This is a genomic window from Duncaniella muris, assembly GCF_003024805.1.
GTDB classification, from domain to species: Bacteria; Bacteroidota; Bacteroidia; order Bacteroidales; family Muribaculaceae; genus Duncaniella; species Duncaniella muris.
In genome coordinates this window covers 1-18223 of record NZ_PUEC01000024.1, presented here as the reverse complement: position 1 = coordinate 18223, position 18223 = coordinate 1, and the positions used below count along the sequence as shown (strand labels likewise).

Here is an 18223-nt window from a genome sequence, read left to right as displayed (position 1 = left end):
CGTTATTATCGTTGATTTCCTATCGGATATTGTAATTGTGATGCCAGGCTCTCCTGCTTGGCCAACACAACTGCAAAAGTAATCATTATTTTCAATTTTTCCTATATCCTGACAATGAAAATTTTGCTATTTTTTCAAGCCTTTTTCGCAGCAACGCCGAGCAGGCATCAGCTGAACACAACGGTTTTGTTGTTATATGTCAGTATTTTACGCTGTATATGCTTTTCAACGGCCCGCGATAGCACTATTTTTTCCAGATCACGGCCTTTCTTGACAAGTTCATCGATGGTATCCTTGTGTGAGATACGGGCCACGTCCTGCTCTATGATCGGTCCGGCGTCAAGGTCGGCTGTGACATAGTGACTCGTGGCTCCGATGAGTTTCACGCCTCTCTCATAGGCCTGATGGTAAGGCTTGGCTCCTACAAAAGCCGGAAGGAAGGAATGGTGTATGTTGATGATGCGGTTAGGATATCGCCTGATGAAATCCTCTGAAAGCACCTGCATGTAACGGGCAAGCACTATGAAATCAACCTTATGCCGGTCAAGTATCACAAACTCACGTTTTTCCATTTCCTCCTTGTTGTCGCGTGTGACCGGAATGTGCTCGAACGGTATGCCGAACTGCTTTCCGGCTATAGCGAGATCAGGATGATTGCTGATGATCACAGGAATATCAACATCCCACTCGCCGGCCATATGGCGCGCGAGCATATCGTAGAGACAATGTGACATCTTGCTGACGAAGATAGCCATACGCTGCCTGCGGGTCGAGAAACTGATGCGGTAGGTCAGCTCATAGCGCCGGGCATAAAGGGTGTTGAAATATTCATCGATCTTTTCGGCCGGGATCATGAAGTTTTCAAGCTCCCACTCTACGCGCATGTAGAATATGCCGTTCTGACGGTCTACATACTGGTCGAGATAGATGATATTTCCTCTGTTTGTTGTGATGAAATCTGTTATTACAGCTATGATTCCGGGCTGATCCGGACAGTGCATACGCAGGATGGCGGTAGGTTTCTTTCTGTTATCCACGACGGTTTGCTTTTTCAGATAAGTAACTAATTTCAATATTCCGCAAATATACTCAATTTTCCACTACCCTAAAAACATCAGCATAAAAAACCCGCGCTCCGGAAGCTGAAGGCTTCTGAAGCGCGGGGCCTATATCTTGCAAAGATTGCCGGAAAAACAATCTTCTACTGCGGCAAGGCGAGTATGAGAGCCGAGCGCGGAGCCACTGTCATTTTGCCGCCCTTGCTTTCGCCAAGTCCTGAGGCGGAAATGCGGCCGTCATCAGCGATCACAAGCCACTTACCGCGCGGAATCTTCACTTCACGGGCCTCATCGGCTCCGTTGAACACCACTTTGATCTCTTTCCACTGATCGCCGTTCGCATGGTCTTTCAGTGAATAGGAAATGAGATTCGGTTCCTTGACATTGTCAAATTTCAGATGCCTGGCCACCTGATCGGCTGTAGCCATTCTGAATGCAGGATGCTCCTTGCGCAGCTTGATCAGCTCGCGGTAATAGTCAAACTGTTCGCGGTTGACATGCTTGAGATTCCAGTCGATAGCGTTGATCGAGTCAGGCGACTTGTAGGAGTTGTGGACTCCTTTCTTATCACGGAAAATCTCTTCGCCGGCAAACATAAATGGTGTGCCCTGCGAGGTGAACACTATGGTCTGGGCCAGACGTGCCGCGCGCTGACGGTCGGCCTCGCTTGCGTCAGGCATCGACTTGCGCAACTTGTCGGTGAGCATAAGGTCGTCATGACACGAAACATAGTTGATGATCTGTGTCGGAGCCGAGGCATAGGCGAATTTAGAGTTGTTGCCCTTTGAATAGTCTACCTGCGGATGGGCTGTGGCACCTACAATACCGATCTTCACAGTCTCTTCCAGTCCGGGCTTACCGGTGGCGAATCCGCGGTCAGAGGCATCGGTATAATGGCCCTTGACAGCATCTCGGATGTCATCGCTGAACACTGCCACCTGAGGCATCTTGCTGACATTCTCTTTCAAAGCGCGCTGGCTGACAGGCAGAGGCGAGTCACCTGCTGTCCAGCCTTCGCCATAGACAAAAATATCAGGATTGATCTCTTTCAGCGCGGCAGCCACCTCATTCATTGTCTCGATATCATGAATGGCCATCAGGTCAAAGCGGAATCCGTCAATGTGATATTCCTTTGCCCAGTATTTGACAGAGTTGACAATAAAGTCGCGCATCTGCCGGCGGTCAGAAGCTGTCTCATTGCCGCAGCCCGACGCATCGCTGTAACTGCCGTCAGGACGGTGACGGTAATAGTAGCCGGGAGCGGTCAGAGAGAAATTGGAGTTGTCATTGTCGGCAGTGTGATTGTAGACCACGTCCATGATCACTCCGATGCCGTTGTCATGCAGCGACTTGACCATCTCTTTCATTTCTCGGATTCTTGCTGACGGATCGGCCGGATTGGTCGAATAGGAGCCTTCGGGCGCATTGTAGTTGTAGGGATCATAACCCCAGTTATACTGGTTGGAAGGCAGATTTGCTTCGTCGACACTGTTATAGTCGTATGACGGAAGAATATGGACATGCGTGATGCCAAGCTCTTTCAGATGGTCAATTCCGGTTGCTTCGCCGTCAGGACTGGTGGTTGACGGTTCGGTCAGAGCGAGAAATTTTCCTTTGTTGACTATACCGGATGACGGGTCGACCGAAAAATCCCGGTGGTGCATCTCATAGATGACGGCATCGTTGATATGTGCGATGGCCGGGCCCTTGTCGCTCTCCCACCCTTCCGGATCAGTGGCGGCAAAATCGATCACCGCCGCACGGTGGCCGTTGGTACCGACAGCCTTGGCCCAGACTCCGGGAGTTTCGTCAAGCCACTTGCCGTTGTCGAGAATCGAGAAGGTGTAGAATGAGCCGTAGAGCTGACGCGGCACTGCCGCAACCCAAGTTCCACCCTCGCCGCGAGTCATGTCAATAGTATCCACAGCTTGTGTGTTTCGGTCACTGTCATAGAGAATCACTCTTGCCGCCTGAGCTTTAGGCGACCACAGACGCCAGTGTGTTCCCTTGCTGTCCACTGTCAGTTCAAGATCCTCACCGGAATAGGTGGGATAAGTCTGAAAGACTGCATCGGGGTTCTCTGCCTTTGTGGCTACGGATGCGCTTAATGCGAGCATTGTCAGATAGATTGATCTTTGATGCATTGGATTGAATGATATGGTATTAAAATGAAAAGAATCGGGAGCGCGAACTCCCGATAGGTAAGTATGTATATAATGATATTTTTTATCAATCCGAGCCGGTCATCAGTCAACCTCGATCACCAGGAAGTCTGAAAGCTGCCAGAATTTTGCTGGATCTGAAATTCTTATTACTTTCTGACCATTGACGTCAACGATCGTGTAGGAACCCTTGGGCTGAGAGGTGAGCACTTTGGCCTTCTTGCTGTGAGTGGGGATCTCGGCGAGGGTGCGACGGTCACCGGCGGTGAAATAGCTCATGTCGAAATTGCCTTCCATCACTTTGGTCTTGCGGAGGAAACCGGACTGAAGAATCTTCTTTTCTTTAAGTTCCTTACCGGTTCCAATGGCATAATATACAGTGTTGAGTTCGTTGGTAGCGGCATTGGCAGCTTCCTGCGCGGCTTCTTTCTGCTCGCGTTCTGCTGTCAGACCGGTGTTGAGCGAGTCAACGTCGCTGTTCAGATGAGTCACCTGATTGTTAAGTTCTTCAATTCGGATGTTGGCGCTCGCAAGCTGATTTGTCAGAGTGGCGATTTCAGTCTGCTGCTCGGCCATCTGCGCTTTCAGATTTGCGATTGTACGTTTGAGAGTGCTGCTCTCACCGCCGTTGTCGGCAAGTTTCTTTTCGAGTTCGGCAAGACGTTCGCGACGCTCCTGAAGAGCTTTCTGTATGGCGATCATGTCATTCTTGATCTGGTCTCTGCGTGACACCGATTCACCGAGTGAGCCGGGAGTCGAGATGATCTTTTCGAGATCTTTGATCTGATTCATGCCGTCTGAAATGTCATTGACAAGAACCAGAAGACTGTCTTGGGTGGCAAGCGTCTCACAAAGATCGCCTTTCAGCTGTTCATTCTGAGCTTCGGCTTCACGAAGTTTACCTCCGTTACAGGCGCTGAGTATTGCAGTAGCAATAACTGCCAAGGTTGCAAGCTTTTTCATAAATCTGTTGTTGAATGTGAGTTTTGTCTATATTTATTCTTATGTACCTTAGGTGCCTTATCATCCCGTGCACCTACGATTATAACAATTTCTCCTCGCGGAATGTTTTCTGTGAAGTAATTCTTCAGTTCGTCGAGCGTTCCGTTGACGGTGGTGTTATGCAGTTTCGAGATCTCACGGCTGACAGAAGCCTCTCGCTCTCCGCCACAAGCCACTGCAAGCTGCTCAAGTGTCTTCACAAGCCTCAGCGGCGATTCATAGATGATTGAGGTGCAGTCACTGGCGGCGATTTTCTCCAGCCTTGTCTGACGGCCCTTTTTCGGCGGTAGAAATCCCTCGAATGTGAATCGGTCTGTAGGAAGCCCTGAATTTACGAGCGCTGGCACAAAAGCCGTGGCACCCGGCAGGGTTTCCACCTCGATTCCATCGCGCCGGCACTCACGTGTCAGCAGAAATCCCGGATCACTGATGCCCGGAGTGCCGGCATCCGAGATCAGCGCAACTGTCTCTCCGGCAAGAAGCTGGTCAATGATCGGCCTTACTGTGGCATGTTCGTTGAACTTATGATGGCTCGAACAGGGGGTGGTGATTTCGAAATGGCGCAGAAGCACTGCCGAAGTCCTTGTGTCCTCGGCATAGATGCGGTCACAGCTCTTAAGCACCTCGATGGCTCTCGGTGTCATATCGGCCATATTACCGACCGGGGTAGGAACTATATAGAGTCTGCCCATCAGAAATGTTTTGCGACTATAGCCATGAATTCCTTGACCTCTTCCTTTTCTGAATCCCAGCAGAGATCGTTGTAGAAATATTCCTCGGCTTCATCCATATCGGCCATCGAGCCTATCACTTCAAGTGTCTCCTTGAACTCCTCGTTTGAGTTGCGGAAAAGTTCACGGCAGAAACGGAAGCGGTCATTCAGAGTGAAAGCCTTTGAAATATCAGCCGCACGTTCGCGGGCAAGTTTTTCGTCAAGAGTCAGTCCTGACGGCGCCTCATCGGCATCGGCCTTTTCTTCAGCCTCGACGCTTTCCGCTATTTCAGATTCCGGAGTCCGGACATCGGCATCCTCATGGCTGACAGCCGCTGTCTCGGCGGGAATCTCAGCCTCGGCTTCGGCCTCCTGCTCCTCAACCGCGGCATCGGCATCGGCTGCCGGAGCGTCACAGACTACCGCGGCATCGCAGGCTGCAAGCGCATCGGCAAGCAGCTTTGCCTTGCCGGCAAGCAGCTCTTTCATTTCAGACGGAGTCTCGTCGCCGCGGTTGATCCGGAGCAACAGCAATCCCTCTATCTCGTAGGCCAGGTTCAGCAGGCCGGTCATATCATTGTTCATCATTCGGATTTTCAGTTATAGTCTCTTCCTCTGAAAGATTTTCAGACTGCAAACTTACGTCAAATTTTTCTAATAACAATCTCTCTATGTCATTTTTTAACGCCGCACGGCTGCAACGGAAATTGTTGACCATAAAAATTATCACATGGGTCGGATGGCCGTTTTCATCAAAAAGATAGCCCGCATAGCTCTGCACTCCTCTCATCGAACCGGTCTTCATGGCCACGCGCCCTTCCAGAGAGGTCCCCAAAAGGAAATTGCGCATCGTCCCGTCATATCCGGCACGAGGGAAGAGCGAACTGTAGTCACCGCCGAAAGGATCTGTGATCATATACTGATAGATTCCGGCAAGGAAACGCGCTGTCAGACGGTTGTCACGCGAGAGTCCGCTGCCGTCCTTGATCACTACGCCGTGAGGGCTGATTCCTGACAGAGACCACACCGCCATCTCTTCCTTTATGGCATCCTCGCGGGTGCCCCCAGGGGTGATGGCCCGCAGAATCCCTTCTGCCATAAGATTGTCTGACCGGAACATCAGGCTGCGCATGATTTCTCCGAGGCTCGGCGAATGATGTTCATAGACAGTCCATGAGTCCTGAGAATAGGCGGTCTTGTTGCCTCCGATTTCAATCCCGCTGTCATGCAACACGGTCACTATCTCATGGCGCATGGCTTTCCACGGATTGGGCATGGAGAACACGTCGTTGAGTCCGCGACGCTGATTCCCGCTGACAATGAAGGTCTCGGATCCGTCCTTGCGGTCTATCTTGACCCTGCGGCGCTTTGGATTCGTATAGGAGAATTTCAGATCAGGCACAAAAGGCTCAGTCTCTTTCGAGGGCAGACGCAGTCTGAATCTGTTGTCGCGGAAATTGGCTCCCTGAAGTCTGGCTCCATATGGCCACGGTATGTCCTCGTCCATCCATCCCGGAGGAGTAGTGGCATCTGGAAAATCGGAGGAGTCAATTATGACATCGCCGGTGACGGATGTGACGCCAAGCCGGCGCAGACCGGCGGCAATGCTGTCGGCAAAGCCCTGGGATGACGGCAGAAACTGTGATTCGATTGTCGGATCACCGCAGACTCTGACCACGATATTGCCTGAAAGCACTCCGTCACTGATGCTTCCATCGGCCACCACGGGTGTGATGAAACATTCGCTCGTATCAGCAAGGTTCAGCATCGACCCTACGGTCACTGACTTCATGACTGACGCCGGAATCAGTGACCTGTCTACGTTTTCCGAAACTATATCCGCGCCGAAACGCAGATCGCGGATAAGGATTGCGGTGTTGACTGAGTCAATGCCGCTGACACGCAGCGGAAAGGCAGAGGCCGAGACAGCCCCGCTCAGAAAAATAACGGCGGTGACCGCTATGCGGCAAATTTTCTTGATTACCATCAGCCTTTGAATTGCATATGGTCCATCATGACGTAACAGAACGGACGCTCTCCTACCGCGCGGAAACCTACACGCTCGTATAGACGGCGGGCGCGGTAATTATCTTTGTCAACCAGCAGTCCGGCCGGCTTGCCTGCGTCAGCCGCTCTCTCCACAGCTCCCTTAATCAGCATCGCGGCTATACCTTTCCCGCGGTATTCTGGAAGCACTGCCAGTGTGTCAAGATAAAATTCATCAGCATCAGTCTCATCTTCGACATCATCAAGGTTCTTGTCAAGGACAGTCTTGACAAGCTCAAAAAACGGCTTGCGCAGTTCGGCGAGCTGAGCCCCGTCATAGGACACTATGACTCCTACAGCCTTTCCGCCATCATCGGCTGCCACAAGTGTATTGAGATAGCTGTACTGGCTGTCATCTCTTTCAGCCAGCGTGGTGAACAGGCGTTCCACATCTGCAAGCGTTCTGTTTTCGCCTGCAAGGTTCTCACATATTTCCGCTCCCACTGCATCCATTATTGAACGGGCTATCAGAGGTGCGTCAGCCTTTCTGGCCTTTATTATTTCCATTTTCTAATTTCTATATGTTATGATTCGATGGCCGTCAACAGTCTCACTGTCTATAACAAACGGGAGTCGGATAAGATCGGGTGCTTTCACACGGCCATTGATACACTCCGGCGAGATTTCCACCCTGATTTCATCCCAAAGGTCCTCTTTCATGAACGATTCGAGCACCTGGGCTCCGCCTTCCACAAGGACTGATGTGATTCCCTTACGGTAAAGTTCCGACATGGCGTCTCCGAGCAATCCATAATCCGACATCATGATCACCGGGATATCACCTTTGAATATTCCGGCTTCAGGTCCGACGCGCCTGCGCCTGTCAAGCACTACCTTGACCGGCGATTTTCCGGCATAGAGACGAGTTGAGAGCGACGGATTGTCGGCAAGCACTGTCCCGCTCCCCACAAGGATGGCATCATGCGTGGCCCGAAGTTTGTGCACGAGCATAGAGGTGAGCGGTGTTGAGATTTTTCCGTCGATAAAACCGTCGCGGCTCTGCGCCCATTTGAGGGTGATGAACGGACGCTGTTTCTCATGAGCGGTCATGAACCTGAGGTTCAAAGCACGGCATTCGTCTTCAAGGACCCCAGTGACCACCTCAATCCCGGCTGCTTTCATCCGCGCTATACCCCTGCCTGATACCTTGGCAAATGGATCGGCCGTACCGACCACCACCCGCGGTATGCCCCGCTCTATTATCATGTCGGCGCAAGGCGGCGTCTTGCCATAGTGGGAGCAAGGTTCGAGAGTGACATACATAGTAGAGTCCAGCAGACTCTCCCTGTCTCTGACAGAGGCCACGGCATTGACCTCGGCATGACCTTCGCCACAACGGCGGTGCCATCCCTCGCCTATGATCCGCCCGTCATTCCCCACGATGACCGCTCCGACCATCGGGTTGGGCGATGCGTCAAGCAGACCGTGACGCGCGAGATCGAGTGCCCGGCGCATATATTTTTCGTTTATCTCCATCCGCAGTTTTTTATCGCACCGGGCCTGACGGTTCAACCCAGTCACCATTGGCCTTGATAAGGCTGACAAGGTGGCTGATAGCCTCTTCGGCAGGAATATTTTTTTCAATACACTCTTTCCCTTTGTAGAGACTTATCTTACCGGCGGCGGCACCTACATATCCATAGTCGGCGTCGGCCATCTCGCCCGGACCGTTGACTATACAGCCCATGACTCCGATTTTCAATCCCTTGAGATGCGAGGTGGCGGCTTTGATTTCTCGCAGTGTGGACTGTAGATCGTAGAGCGTACGGCCACAGCCGGGACATGATATGAATTCGGTCTTCGAGATTCTCAGTCTGGTGGCCTGAAGTATATTCAGAGCAAGCGCTGTCAGCCGCTCGCGGCTTTCGCCGGAGGCTTTGATCCAGACTCCGTCGGCAAAACCGGCAAGCAGCAGCGAACCGAATTCAACCGATGCTGCAATTGTGCGCTCCTGCTCACTGAGCCCAGTGTAATCCCGACAGACAATCACCGGATTTTCCACCCCCTCGCTCTTAAGCACGGTAAGGAATGCCCTGAGGTGGCCAAGCGCGTTGGAGACTTCGGAACCGAGCACTACCACGCGGTCAGAATCAGCCTTAAGCTCCTCAATCAGCTCAGGTGCGATTCCGTCTTCAGCCTTGAGCGCCAAGGCTCCGGATAATGAATCGGGGTCAATATCAAGGCCAACAACCTGCGGAAGTCTGTCAGTCCAGCGGCTTTTGCGCCGTGAAGGTTTATAGCTGTCATAATCCTCTCCGACAGTGACTGCCGCGACTTCCGGGCCGGAAGACAGCGAAGCGATGAACTTGACGATGCCGGTTGCCGGTTCGATCTCACATTCCGGTTCCTCGCTGAGCGATACACGGATTGTGTCACCGATGCCTTCGGCAAGCAGACTACCGATGCCGACGGCTGATTTTATGCGTCCGTCCTCGGCATCACCGGCCTCTGTCACTCCAAGGTGAAGCGGGAAGTGCATGTCCTCCCTGGCCATCGCATCGACAAGACGGCGCACGGTCTCGACCATCACGCAGACATTCGATGCCTTTATCGAGATAACCACATCACGGAAGTCGTGGCGCAGACAGACACGCAGAAATTCAAGAGCACTTTCCACCATTCCGGCCGGCGTATCGCCGTAGCGGCTCATGATGCGGTCTGAAAGTGATCCGTGGTTGACACCGATGCGCAAGGCGGTGGAATGTTCCCTGCATATGTCGAGGAGCGGAACCAGCCCTTCCTCTATCTTTTCGATCTCGGCTGAATATTCCTCATCGGTATAGTCGATCTTTTTGAATACACGGCCAGGATCAACGAAATTGCCTGGATTGATGCGCACTTTTTCAACCCGTGAGGCTGCGGCAAACGCAGCCCGCGGATTGAAATGTATATCGGCAACAAGTGGCACCGAGCAGCCGTCGGCCCGGAGTCTGGCTGAAATTTCAGCCAGATTTTCAGCCTCACGGACTCCCTGGGCTGTCAGACGCACTATCTCGGCTCCGGCATCAGCTATCCGCTTGATCTGAGCCACGGAACCGTCGGTATCCATAGTGCTTGTCGATGTCATTGACTGAAGGCGCACGGGATTGTCGCCTCCAATAGTGACATTCCCGACTTTCACTGGCCAGGTGGCTCTCCGCCGATAGTTGAAATCAAGTGTCTTTGATTTGCTTTCTGTCATCTGTCAGTCGACCTTAAAGTCATATTTAACATCCTTGAGTTCCTCGTTGGCCTTGACGATCTTCTTTGAAAGGGTCGCGCGGTAAGCTTCATAGCGTTCGGCAAGTGCTGGATCGGAAAGAGCGAGAATCTGCACGGCTGTGATGGCAGCATTCATGCCGGCATTGATCCCGACTGTTGCCACTGAGATGCCCGGAGGCATCTGGACTATCGAATAAAGTGCGTCCATGCCGCTGAGAGTCGAATTGATAGGAATGCCGATCACGGGCAGCGGTGTCATCGCCGCGATCACTCCCGGCAGCGCGGCTGCCATGCCTGCGGCGGCTATAATGACTTTGATGCCTCTTTCCTGCGCTCCGTGGGCGAAACTTTCAACTTCCGACGGTGTGCGGTGGGCCGACAGTGCGTTCATTTCAAACGGCACCTCCATCTGGTTGAGGAAATCGGCGGCTTTCTTGAGGATGGGAAGATCACTGGTGCTTCCCATTATTATACTTACGATCGGTTTCATGATATGTTAATTTATTAATATGTAGAGGTTAAATTTTTCAGAGCATTGACATCAGATATACGCAGATGAATCCATTGGCGCATCCGGCAAGTACCTGCCACAATGTGTGGCGTCCGAGATATACACGGGCTGTCATCACAGCTCCCGCCAGAATTATAACGGCCGAAAGCCAGAGATTCATATTATAGAGCGCGTAGTGCGATGCTACGATTCTGAACAGCAGGGCCACGAGTCCGCCCATCGCTGCTGCGTGGGCACTGATTTTCCACCAGTAGTTGACCGCGACATTTATCACCGTTGCCAGTGCGGCACCGGCGAAGAACATAGGCAGCCACAGCGGGGCGCTCGCCTTGAAAAAGAAAAATCCGCAGCCAAGATAGCAGAGCACCACAGCTCCGTAGGGCAAGTATCGCTCCTTGCGCTCGTTGAGCCCCGGATCAGAGACCATGCCTGACCGGAAGAGTGCCATGATGATAGACACTGGAATCAGACAGGTGATGACAAAAGTTATTCCGACAGCCGTGCAAAGAAGATTGACCGGCAGATATCTAAGTATGGTAAGAAATGCGGCCAGGATCATGCCATAGGTGGGAACCAGCAGCGGAGAAAACAAGACCGACAATATTTCCGAAATTCTTTTCATTATTCTCTGATTATAAATATAACGTTAATTCATGCTATATGCCTTTCCGCAAACGCGCCACCGGCAGGCCAAGGCGCTCGCGGTATTTCGATACTGTCCGTCGGGCTATCTCATAGCCCCTGTCGTTGAGTTCTTTCATAAGCGCGTCATCGCTGAACGGATGGAGCGGGTCCTCACCCTCGATGATCTCGCGAATCACTGCAAGGATCTCACGCGAGGATGTCTCTTCATCATCTCCTCCTACACGCTCGTTGAAAAAGAATTTCAATGGATAGATGCCTACAGGGGTCGAGACATATTTGCCGGCCGTCGCTCTTGAGATCACTGAAAGGTCATAGCCTGTCTCGCGCGAGACATCCTTGAGAATCATGGGCCGCAGGCGAGTCTCGTCTTCGCTGACAAAAAAATCGCGCTGAAGTCTGACTATCGCCGCCATGACATTGTAGAGAGTCTGCTGGCGCAGGCGCAGCAGATCAATGAAGTCTGTGGCATCCTCACGCTTGCGGCTGACAAACGCCATCGCATCCTTCCGTGAGGCGGCTGTCGAAGCCACTGAAAAGCTTTCGGCATCAGCTGAAAAGCTCTTTTCGATAGTGAGATCAGGGATGTTGTTAAGCAGCGTCAGGGTGATACTGTCACCGTCTACTTCTACATTGAAGTCGGGTATTATATGCCGCGAACGTACATCGGCTTCACTGTCACCGATAATGCCTCCTGGTTTTGGATTAAGCGAACGGATCACGTCTATGGCCTCCCGCAGGCTGTCACGGTCAATGCCCAATGCCGCTCCAAGACGGTCGTAATGGCGCAGAGAGAAAAGGTCGAAATAATAGTCTACTATCTCCAGTGCGAGTTTACGTGAAGGAGTCGGTTCAAGCCTTTTGAGCTGTAATGACAGGCAATCTCTTAGATCATATGCACATACTCCGGCCGGATCAAGGGCTCGGATGCGGTCGGCTACAGCACCAAGCTGCTCCATAGTCAGCTCAAGTCCGGCATTTATAGCAAGATCATCGAGAATCTGCGGGAGCGTGCGGGTCAGATAACCGTTGTCATCAAGATTCCCTATAATATAACCGGCAGCAAGAAGTTCAGTGTCGTTTATATCGGTTTCCCGCAACTGGTTCATGAGCCATTCTCCGAGGGAATTCTCTCCGGCTACGGCCACCGGTTCATAATAGACATCATCACGCGAGGAATTACGCGCTTCAAGCCGGTAGGCCGGAATCTCGTCATCGTCCTTGTAATCTGCGAGCTGCATCTCTTCGGCACTTTCGTGAAAATCATCCTCCGGGGTCTCGCTGTCGCTGCGGTCGGCAATCTCAAGCGCCGGATTGTCATCAAGCTCGCGCCTTACCTCTTCCTCCACTTCCGGACCGGTCATCTCAAGCATACGCACAAAACGCATCTGCAGGGGCGAGAGCCTCTGCTGGAGTTTCTGGGAAAGCGATAATCTGAGTGATTCTTTCATTTCTGTTACAATGCCGTGATGACTGCTGCTGTTTTTACTGTCGCTGACACATCGCCGCAGCGCTACAGTTCGATCAGAGAATCATATGCGAAATTCTTTTTGGCCACCTGACCGATCACACTGTCCCACTGCATCGGGCTGATGCCATTGCCGGGGCGCTTGACCGTAATGTTCTCTTCTGTGAACATCTCACCCTTGACAATGGTTCGTGAGGCAACAATGCTCTTGCGGGCTACTTCTATATTCGGTCGCTCCGAGTCTGCCACGGCCTTCACGCCGCTGCCCAGCGCTTTTTCTATATGGCGCACGGCCTTTACCATCTCGGCGAGCTCAGCCGGATCGAGCGAGGCGCGGTGGTCTGGTCCGGGCAGATTTTTGTCAAGTGTAAAATGCTTTTCTATCACCTTTGCGCCAAGTGCGGCGGCCGCGACAGGAACCTCGATTCCAAGTGTGTGATCGCTATAGCCCACGCCACCGGTGTTCAGCCGGCGCAGACTGTCCATAGCTTTGAGATTCACATCGCTGTAAGGTGTAGGATACTGGGTTGTGCAATGCAGCAATATGATGTCTTTGCGGTTTATGCCTCCGGTTTCGAGGATCTCGACTGCGGTTGCTACCTCGTCAATGGTCGACATTCCAGTCGAAAGTATCACCTTGCCGCCGGTCTTAGCGATCTTGCGCAGATAGGGCAGATTGGTTATCTCGCCGGATGGAATTTTCCAGTAGTCCATATCAAGAGACGCAAGGGAGTCGATGCTCACAAGGTCAAACGGAGTGCTCATGAAACCGATGCCTTCCTCGCGGCAGAGTGCTGCCAGTTCAGGATAGGCCGAAAGAGGCAGATGGATTGCCTTACACATCTCAAGCTGTGATTCGGCCTCTCCGGTGGTCTCTTTCTGATACTCGGCCTTGGGGGCTATCGATGAGATGACCAGTTCAGGCACCGCAGTCTGGAATTTGACATAATCCGCTCCCGCACGGGCGGCTTCCACCACCATCCTGCGCGCCATTTCCATCGAGGCGTTGTGATTTACGCCGGCCTCGGCTATGATGATTATTTTTTCTGCGTCGTTCATACAGTCAATGGAAATTTTTTTTAACATCAAATACCGCTTCTTCAAAGTAGCGGCAGATCATTACTCCGCTTCTGACTTCACGGCTGCCGTCATAAGGCTGCCCGCAAGCTTCCGCAAGAATCATCGCCGGAATATCGGCTCCGGCATGGACCGAGCATACCACTCCGCCGCCAAGCCGCGGATTGATCTCCATAAGCATCAGCCGGCCGCTTTCAAGGTCACGCAGATACTGCAGGGTCACGGCTCCGCGCAGTCCGAGACGCTCTACAGCCTGACGTGAGGATTCAAAGATATCCTGATCATCGACTGTAACCGTTCTGGAAACTTCGCCGCCTACCACTTCGAGTCTGCGCCGCGGGCTCACGCACAGGGTTTCGCCTTTCTGTGTGATATAGCAGTCAACAGTGTATTCCTCTCTCTTCGGATAATATGTCTGAAGCAAATATTCGTCACTGACATTTTGGAGCCGGCGGAAATCGCTTATTCCGTTCAGCACTTCAATTCCCTTGGAAGCCGATCCGCGCCGCGGCTTGGCTATCAGAGGAAACACAGGCTTGCCTCCACGATATGTTGTCGGTATTTTCAGACCTGCGCTCTCGAAAGCACAGGCTGAAAGCACTTTGTCAAACAGAGTCTCGGCCAGCCCCGGTTTGACAACCGGTGACCACGCATCGCCGTAGGTGGCCACATAGGCCCCGGCTATCGAGATCGCACCGTCGACAAACGGCAACAGCACATCGATATGATAGGCTCCGACAATCTGATGGATATGATCAAGTATGTCAGGCGCACCCCAACGGCGACCAATGATTATACCGCCTATGAGCGCTACGGGCACTTCAGCTTCAAGTTCATAGCTGTAGATTCCGATCTCAAGCCCCATCCGGTTTCCGGCCTCTATGAGTTTTCGCCCGAAAGAAACCCGTTTGGCTCCTCCGAGAAAAAGGATATTGATTCTCTTTTTACCCTCTGCCATAAGCCTCAGACGTTATAGATACCGCTCTTGTATTTCGACAGGTTATCACCCTTGGTAAACCACTCCACCGTCTCGCGCAGTCCGTCTTCCAGGCTGTAGCGCGGACGCCAGTCAGTCAGAGATGTTATCAGACTGTTGTCACCGCAAAGCCTGAACACTTCGCTGCCTGAGGGTCTCAGACGCTGCGGATCCGTCACATAGTCTACCTTTTCGCCCATGATCCTTGCTATTGTTTCAAGCGTTTCGCGCATGGTGACCTCTGTGCTGGTGGCAATGTTGATCTCTCGGCCTTCTATGCCTTCTGCGCGGCCGAGCGCAATGAAACCCGCTGCCGTATCCTTTACGAAATTGAAATCACGGGTAGGTGTGAGATCGCCCACTTTTATCTCGCGCATTCCGGATGCGATCTGAGTGATGATCGTAGGAATTATGGCACGGGCGCTCTGACGCGGACCGTAAGTGTTGAACGGACGCGCAATCACAACCGGCAGTCTGAATGCGTTGTAGAAACTGAGTGCTATGGCATCGGCTCCGATCTTTGTAGCGCTGTAGGGCGACTGCGGCTGACGCGGATGGGACTCGTCGATAGGCACATATTTTGCCGTTCCGTAAACTTCACTGGTCGAGGTTACAATCAGACGGCGCACCCCGCAGTCGCGGGCGGCCTGACACATATTGAGCGTTCCCTTGATATTAGTGTCGACATAGCTGTCAGGCGCTACATAGCTGTAAGGAATCGCAATCAGTGCGGCGAGATGATAGACTGTGTCACAGCCTTCGGTAATATGGCGGCAGAAATTCGGGTCTCTGACATCGCCTGTGACTACTTCAAGATCCGGGCTGCTTACTTCTTCAAGCCAGCCCCAGTTGTTGAATGAATTATACTGGCTAAGCGCTCTGACTGCGTAGCCTTCGGCCAGCAGCATCTCGGTCAGATGAGAGCCGATAAATCCGTCGGCTCCGGTAACGAGCACTCTTGTTTTTGCCTTATCCATATCTCTTATTGTATATATAATGTCTGTGTTAATAGGGTCTTTTTAGATAATATGTATATGTTACATCGTCAGCTCCGACATATGAGAGCACCATACGATGGTTTTTAAACCGGTCGATGTGCAGACGTGTTATGCCATCGCTCACCAGATGCAACGCAGCCGGCGCCCTGTAGCCCGGCTCGTGGCCCGGCTCGTCATCACTGTAGCTGAAATTCAATTCAAGCACATCATTTTCTTCACGCCATGAACCGGTATGTTCCACATATTCATGACGGGGCAACATCTCCACAATCTGAATGATCTTGCCCTGAAACGCCCAAGTATAAAGCTCAACACCGCTTCCATCGGTGTAAAGCGGCAGGGCCTCTCCGTCAGCAGTAAGCTTTTCAAGACGCCATTCGCCGAAATAATCGCCAATGTCGCCATCATTCCGGGTGCAGCCGCATGTGACAAGCACCAGCAGCAACACAATAAATATATCGGTCAGTCTGTGTCTCATTTCTGTCTGCTTATTTTATATTTGATCCCTACAAGAGCGCCGAATGCATTTCCGGGCATCGTACCTCGGTCAAGCTCAACCTGCATGTTAAGGCTAAGTCCTTTGACAAGCGTAGCCGGATGCCAGTTCGCCTCCAGCATAACCGCCGTTTCATGGATCGGAGTTTTCAACATAGCCTTCGAGGTTCCCCACGCTTTGCGGTAGCCCCCTTTCAGTCTATAACTGATATCACCGCCCAGTTCACCCTCCACTCCGATGTGGAAACCACGCAGACTGTTGGCGATGAAGCCGGGGTAGCCGTCGCGGTTATAGATCGGCGCCATGATGGCCGGTGTGCCTAACGACTGTCCGTAGTAGGCATATGAGTTATGCGAGGCATTGTTATAATAATCATCAGCACCTGAAACATGGTCAGGCACTGTGGTTCCCGGATTGTCAACCGGAGCAAAATGTATAGGCCCGCTCTGATTCGTGAAATCAAGATATTCCACAACGGCACCACTTACCAAACCTTTCGATTTTGCCTTATAGCCAAGACCCCAGAGGCCATCCCAGCCGTTGAGTTTACCTATGCCGGAGCCATCTTCCCAAAGCCAGGAACAGTAAGCCGATAGTTCGGATCCATTGGCAAAAGCATATCTGGCTTTGATATCCCATGTGCCGAGATGGTTTCCTGACACAAATCCCTCACCTCCGTCTTTCGAAGGAAGTAGCATCATGAAAAACTCCTTTATCCCTGCCGGATATTTGTCTTCAAGTATAAGTTCTCCACGCCGATAGTAACGGTTCGTGCCCCCGAAAACGGCAACGGCCTGCATACCGAACGTAACAGACAGCCGCTCAGTCGGCTTAGTGCGGAAATAGCATCGCTTGTAATTATAAAGCTCGTTCTCGCAGATATGATAGGAATAATAGTTATAATGATCACGCCACCATGAACTATCCATCATTTTGCCAAATGCCACCTCACCGGAAATCTGCATCCAGCCATTGGTGAAAGGTATGTTCTGAAAATCCCAGAAACCGGCTCTTATCTGCGGAATCGGTCTCGCGTTTCCGCTCTCCACCAGATCTCCGCTCGTCAGCGACTGAGGCAGAATAGGAGAATCATGCTCCTTCATCCCGGCTTCGACAAACACCCCGCGGTATTTTATTTCGCCGTAAAGCTGCTGGATTCTCAGCATTGAAGGACGCTCTGAATGATAAAACCATGAATTACTTTCCCGGTCATAGCGCTCATAGCTCACCGCAGAAGAGTAACCGCCTATCACGTCAAACCCAAAACCGAACGAAAAACGCCGGTCATAGTCCATGTCATGCCAGAGACGGGCTTCCGCCTGCACATTGTCAGCCTGAGTGAAACGCCCGTGACGCAACGACGAAATATAAAACGGCGCAAAATCACCGCTTCCGGCTCCCACACTGAACTCTCCCTCATAATTCATCGGAAGTTCAGCAGAAACCGCAAAAGGCAAAACTAATGCAAAAGCCACTGCCGACTGTCTGAATCGCCGTCTAAAATTCATGCCATCACAGGATTCTAAATTGTAAAATAATATTTTTCTAATTTCATTTGGGACAGATAAAACCATTCCCGATACAAATTTAGGCAAAATCCGTGAGAATCCCCAGCCGCCACAAAAACATAATTCAAAATTTATATCCCATGAGCGGAACCATCCTTATTCCAGCTGTGAATAAATAAGGGGTCAGCGGTTTTTTCCGGTGGGCGGAGGGATATAAAAAAGCGGGCCGGAAGCTGTCGCTGTGACAGGATCCGGTCCGCGGTTTAGAGGGGGCGGTTATCTACTTTCCCACTTTCGTAGTATCATCGACGTGGTGAGGTTTAACTTCTCTGTTCGGAATGGGAAGAGGTGGAGCCCTCACGCTAT

At 51.9% G+C, this 18223-nt stretch carries 17 protein-coding genes and 1 rRNA gene; all 18 read right to left on the bottom strand.

Annotated features, from left to right (window positions below; translation table 11 throughout):
- Nucleotides 1-167: 167 nt before the first annotated feature.
- Entirely contained in the window at nt 168-1037 is an 870-nt protein-coding gene (purU, locus tag C5O23_RS10355; protein WP_255201602.1) for a formyltetrahydrofolate deformylase, read from the bottom strand.
- 164 nt (nt 1038-1201) lie between these two features.
- On the bottom strand, nt 1202-3175 hold the full coding sequence (gene pulA, locus C5O23_RS10350; RefSeq protein ID WP_107032901.1) for a type I pullulanase: 1974 nt from the start codon (nt 3173-3175) through the stop codon (nt 1202-1204).
- A 129-nt stretch (nt 3176-3304) separates the two neighbouring features.
- The gene (locus C5O23_RS10345; protein WP_107032871.1) at nt 3305-4183 is read right to left on the bottom strand and encodes a Cbp1 family collagen-binding glycoprotein adhesin; all 879 of its coding nucleotides are present in this window, start codon (nt 4181-4183) and stop codon (nt 3305-3307) included.
- Complete coding sequence (rsmI, locus tag C5O23_RS10340) at nt 4180-4914, bottom strand: 16S rRNA (cytidine(1402)-2'-O)-methyltransferase (protein ID WP_107032870.1); 735 nt, start codon at nt 4912-4914, stop codon at nt 4180-4182. Before rsmI ends, C5O23_RS10345 begins: the two co-directional genes overlap by 4 nt.
- The gene (locus C5O23_RS10335; RefSeq protein ID WP_107032869.1) at nt 4914-5522 is read right to left on the bottom strand and encodes a hypothetical protein; all 609 of its coding nucleotides are present in this window, start codon (nt 5520-5522) and stop codon (nt 4914-4916) included. Before C5O23_RS10335 ends, rsmI begins: the two co-directional genes overlap by 1 nt.
- Nucleotides 5509-6921: a D-alanyl-D-alanine carboxypeptidase/D-alanyl-D-alanine endopeptidase gene (gene dacB / locus C5O23_RS10330; RefSeq protein WP_107032868.1), complete on the bottom strand. Its 1413-nt coding sequence runs from the start codon at nt 6919-6921 to the stop codon at nt 5509-5511. The genes C5O23_RS10335 and dacB overlap by 14 nt, the downstream gene beginning before the upstream one ends.
- Nucleotides 6921-7487 carry a GNAT family N-acetyltransferase gene (locus tag C5O23_RS10325; RefSeq protein WP_107032867.1) on the bottom strand — a complete coding sequence of 189 codons (567 nt, stop codon included), beginning with the start codon at nt 7485-7487 and terminating at the stop codon, nt 6921-6923. Before C5O23_RS10325 ends, dacB begins: the two co-directional genes overlap by 1 nt.
- Nucleotides 7488-7490: 3 nt before the next feature.
- On the bottom strand, nt 7491-8456 hold the full coding sequence (gene ribD, locus C5O23_RS10320; RefSeq protein WP_107032866.1) for a bifunctional diaminohydroxyphosphoribosylaminopyrimidine deaminase/5-amino-6-(5-phosphoribosylamino)uracil reductase RibD: 966 nt from the start codon (nt 8454-8456) through the stop codon (nt 7491-7493).
- 10 nt (nt 8457-8466) lie between these two features.
- Nucleotides 8467-10161: a (E)-4-hydroxy-3-methylbut-2-enyl-diphosphate synthase gene (ispG, locus tag C5O23_RS10315; RefSeq protein WP_107032865.1), complete on the bottom strand. Its 1695-nt coding sequence runs from the start codon at nt 10159-10161 to the stop codon at nt 8467-8469.
- Between the two features lie 3 nt (nt 10162-10164).
- Entirely contained in the window at nt 10165-10671 is a 507-nt protein-coding gene (gene purE, locus C5O23_RS10310) for a 5-(carboxyamino)imidazole ribonucleotide mutase (RefSeq protein ID WP_107032864.1), read from the bottom strand.
- Between the two features lie 37 nt (nt 10672-10708).
- Nucleotides 10709-11314, bottom strand: a complete 606-nt coding sequence (locus C5O23_RS10305; protein ID WP_107032863.1) for a phosphatase PAP2 family protein — start codon at nt 11312-11314, stop codon at nt 10709-10711.
- Nucleotides 11315-11348: 34 nt separating this feature from the next.
- The gene (rpoN, locus tag C5O23_RS10300) at nt 11349-12785 is read right to left on the bottom strand and encodes an RNA polymerase factor sigma-54 (protein ID WP_107032862.1); all 1437 of its coding nucleotides are present in this window, start codon (nt 12783-12785) and stop codon (nt 11349-11351) included.
- Nucleotides 12786-12847: 62 nt separating this feature from the next.
- Complete coding sequence (gene neuB, locus C5O23_RS10295; RefSeq protein WP_107032861.1) at nt 12848-13861, bottom strand: N-acetylneuraminate synthase; 1014 nt, start codon at nt 13859-13861, stop codon at nt 12848-12850.
- A 4-nt stretch (nt 13862-13865) separates the two neighbouring features.
- Nucleotides 13866-14837 carry an ATP-grasp domain-containing protein gene (locus C5O23_RS10290; protein ID WP_107032860.1) on the bottom strand — a complete coding sequence of 324 codons (972 nt, stop codon included), beginning with the start codon at nt 14835-14837 and terminating at the stop codon, nt 13866-13868.
- Between the two features lie 5 nt (nt 14838-14842).
- A complete protein-coding gene (locus tag C5O23_RS10285) occupies nt 14843-15832 on the bottom strand; it encodes an NAD-dependent 4,6-dehydratase LegB (protein WP_107032859.1) in 990 nt (329 codons plus the stop codon).
- A 28-nt stretch (nt 15833-15860) separates the two neighbouring features.
- Complete coding sequence (locus C5O23_RS10280) at nt 15861-16331, bottom strand: lipocalin-like domain-containing protein (protein ID WP_107032858.1); 471 nt, start codon at nt 16329-16331, stop codon at nt 15861-15863.
- Complete coding sequence (locus C5O23_RS10275; RefSeq protein ID WP_161553593.1) at nt 16328-17776, bottom strand: capsule assembly Wzi family protein; 1449 nt, start codon at nt 17774-17776, stop codon at nt 16328-16330. Before C5O23_RS10275 ends, C5O23_RS10280 begins: the two co-directional genes overlap by 4 nt.
- A gap of 348 nt (nt 17777-18124) precedes the next feature.
- Nucleotides 18125-18223 (bottom strand): 5S ribosomal RNA (gene rrf, locus C5O23_RS10270); the annotation flags it as partial.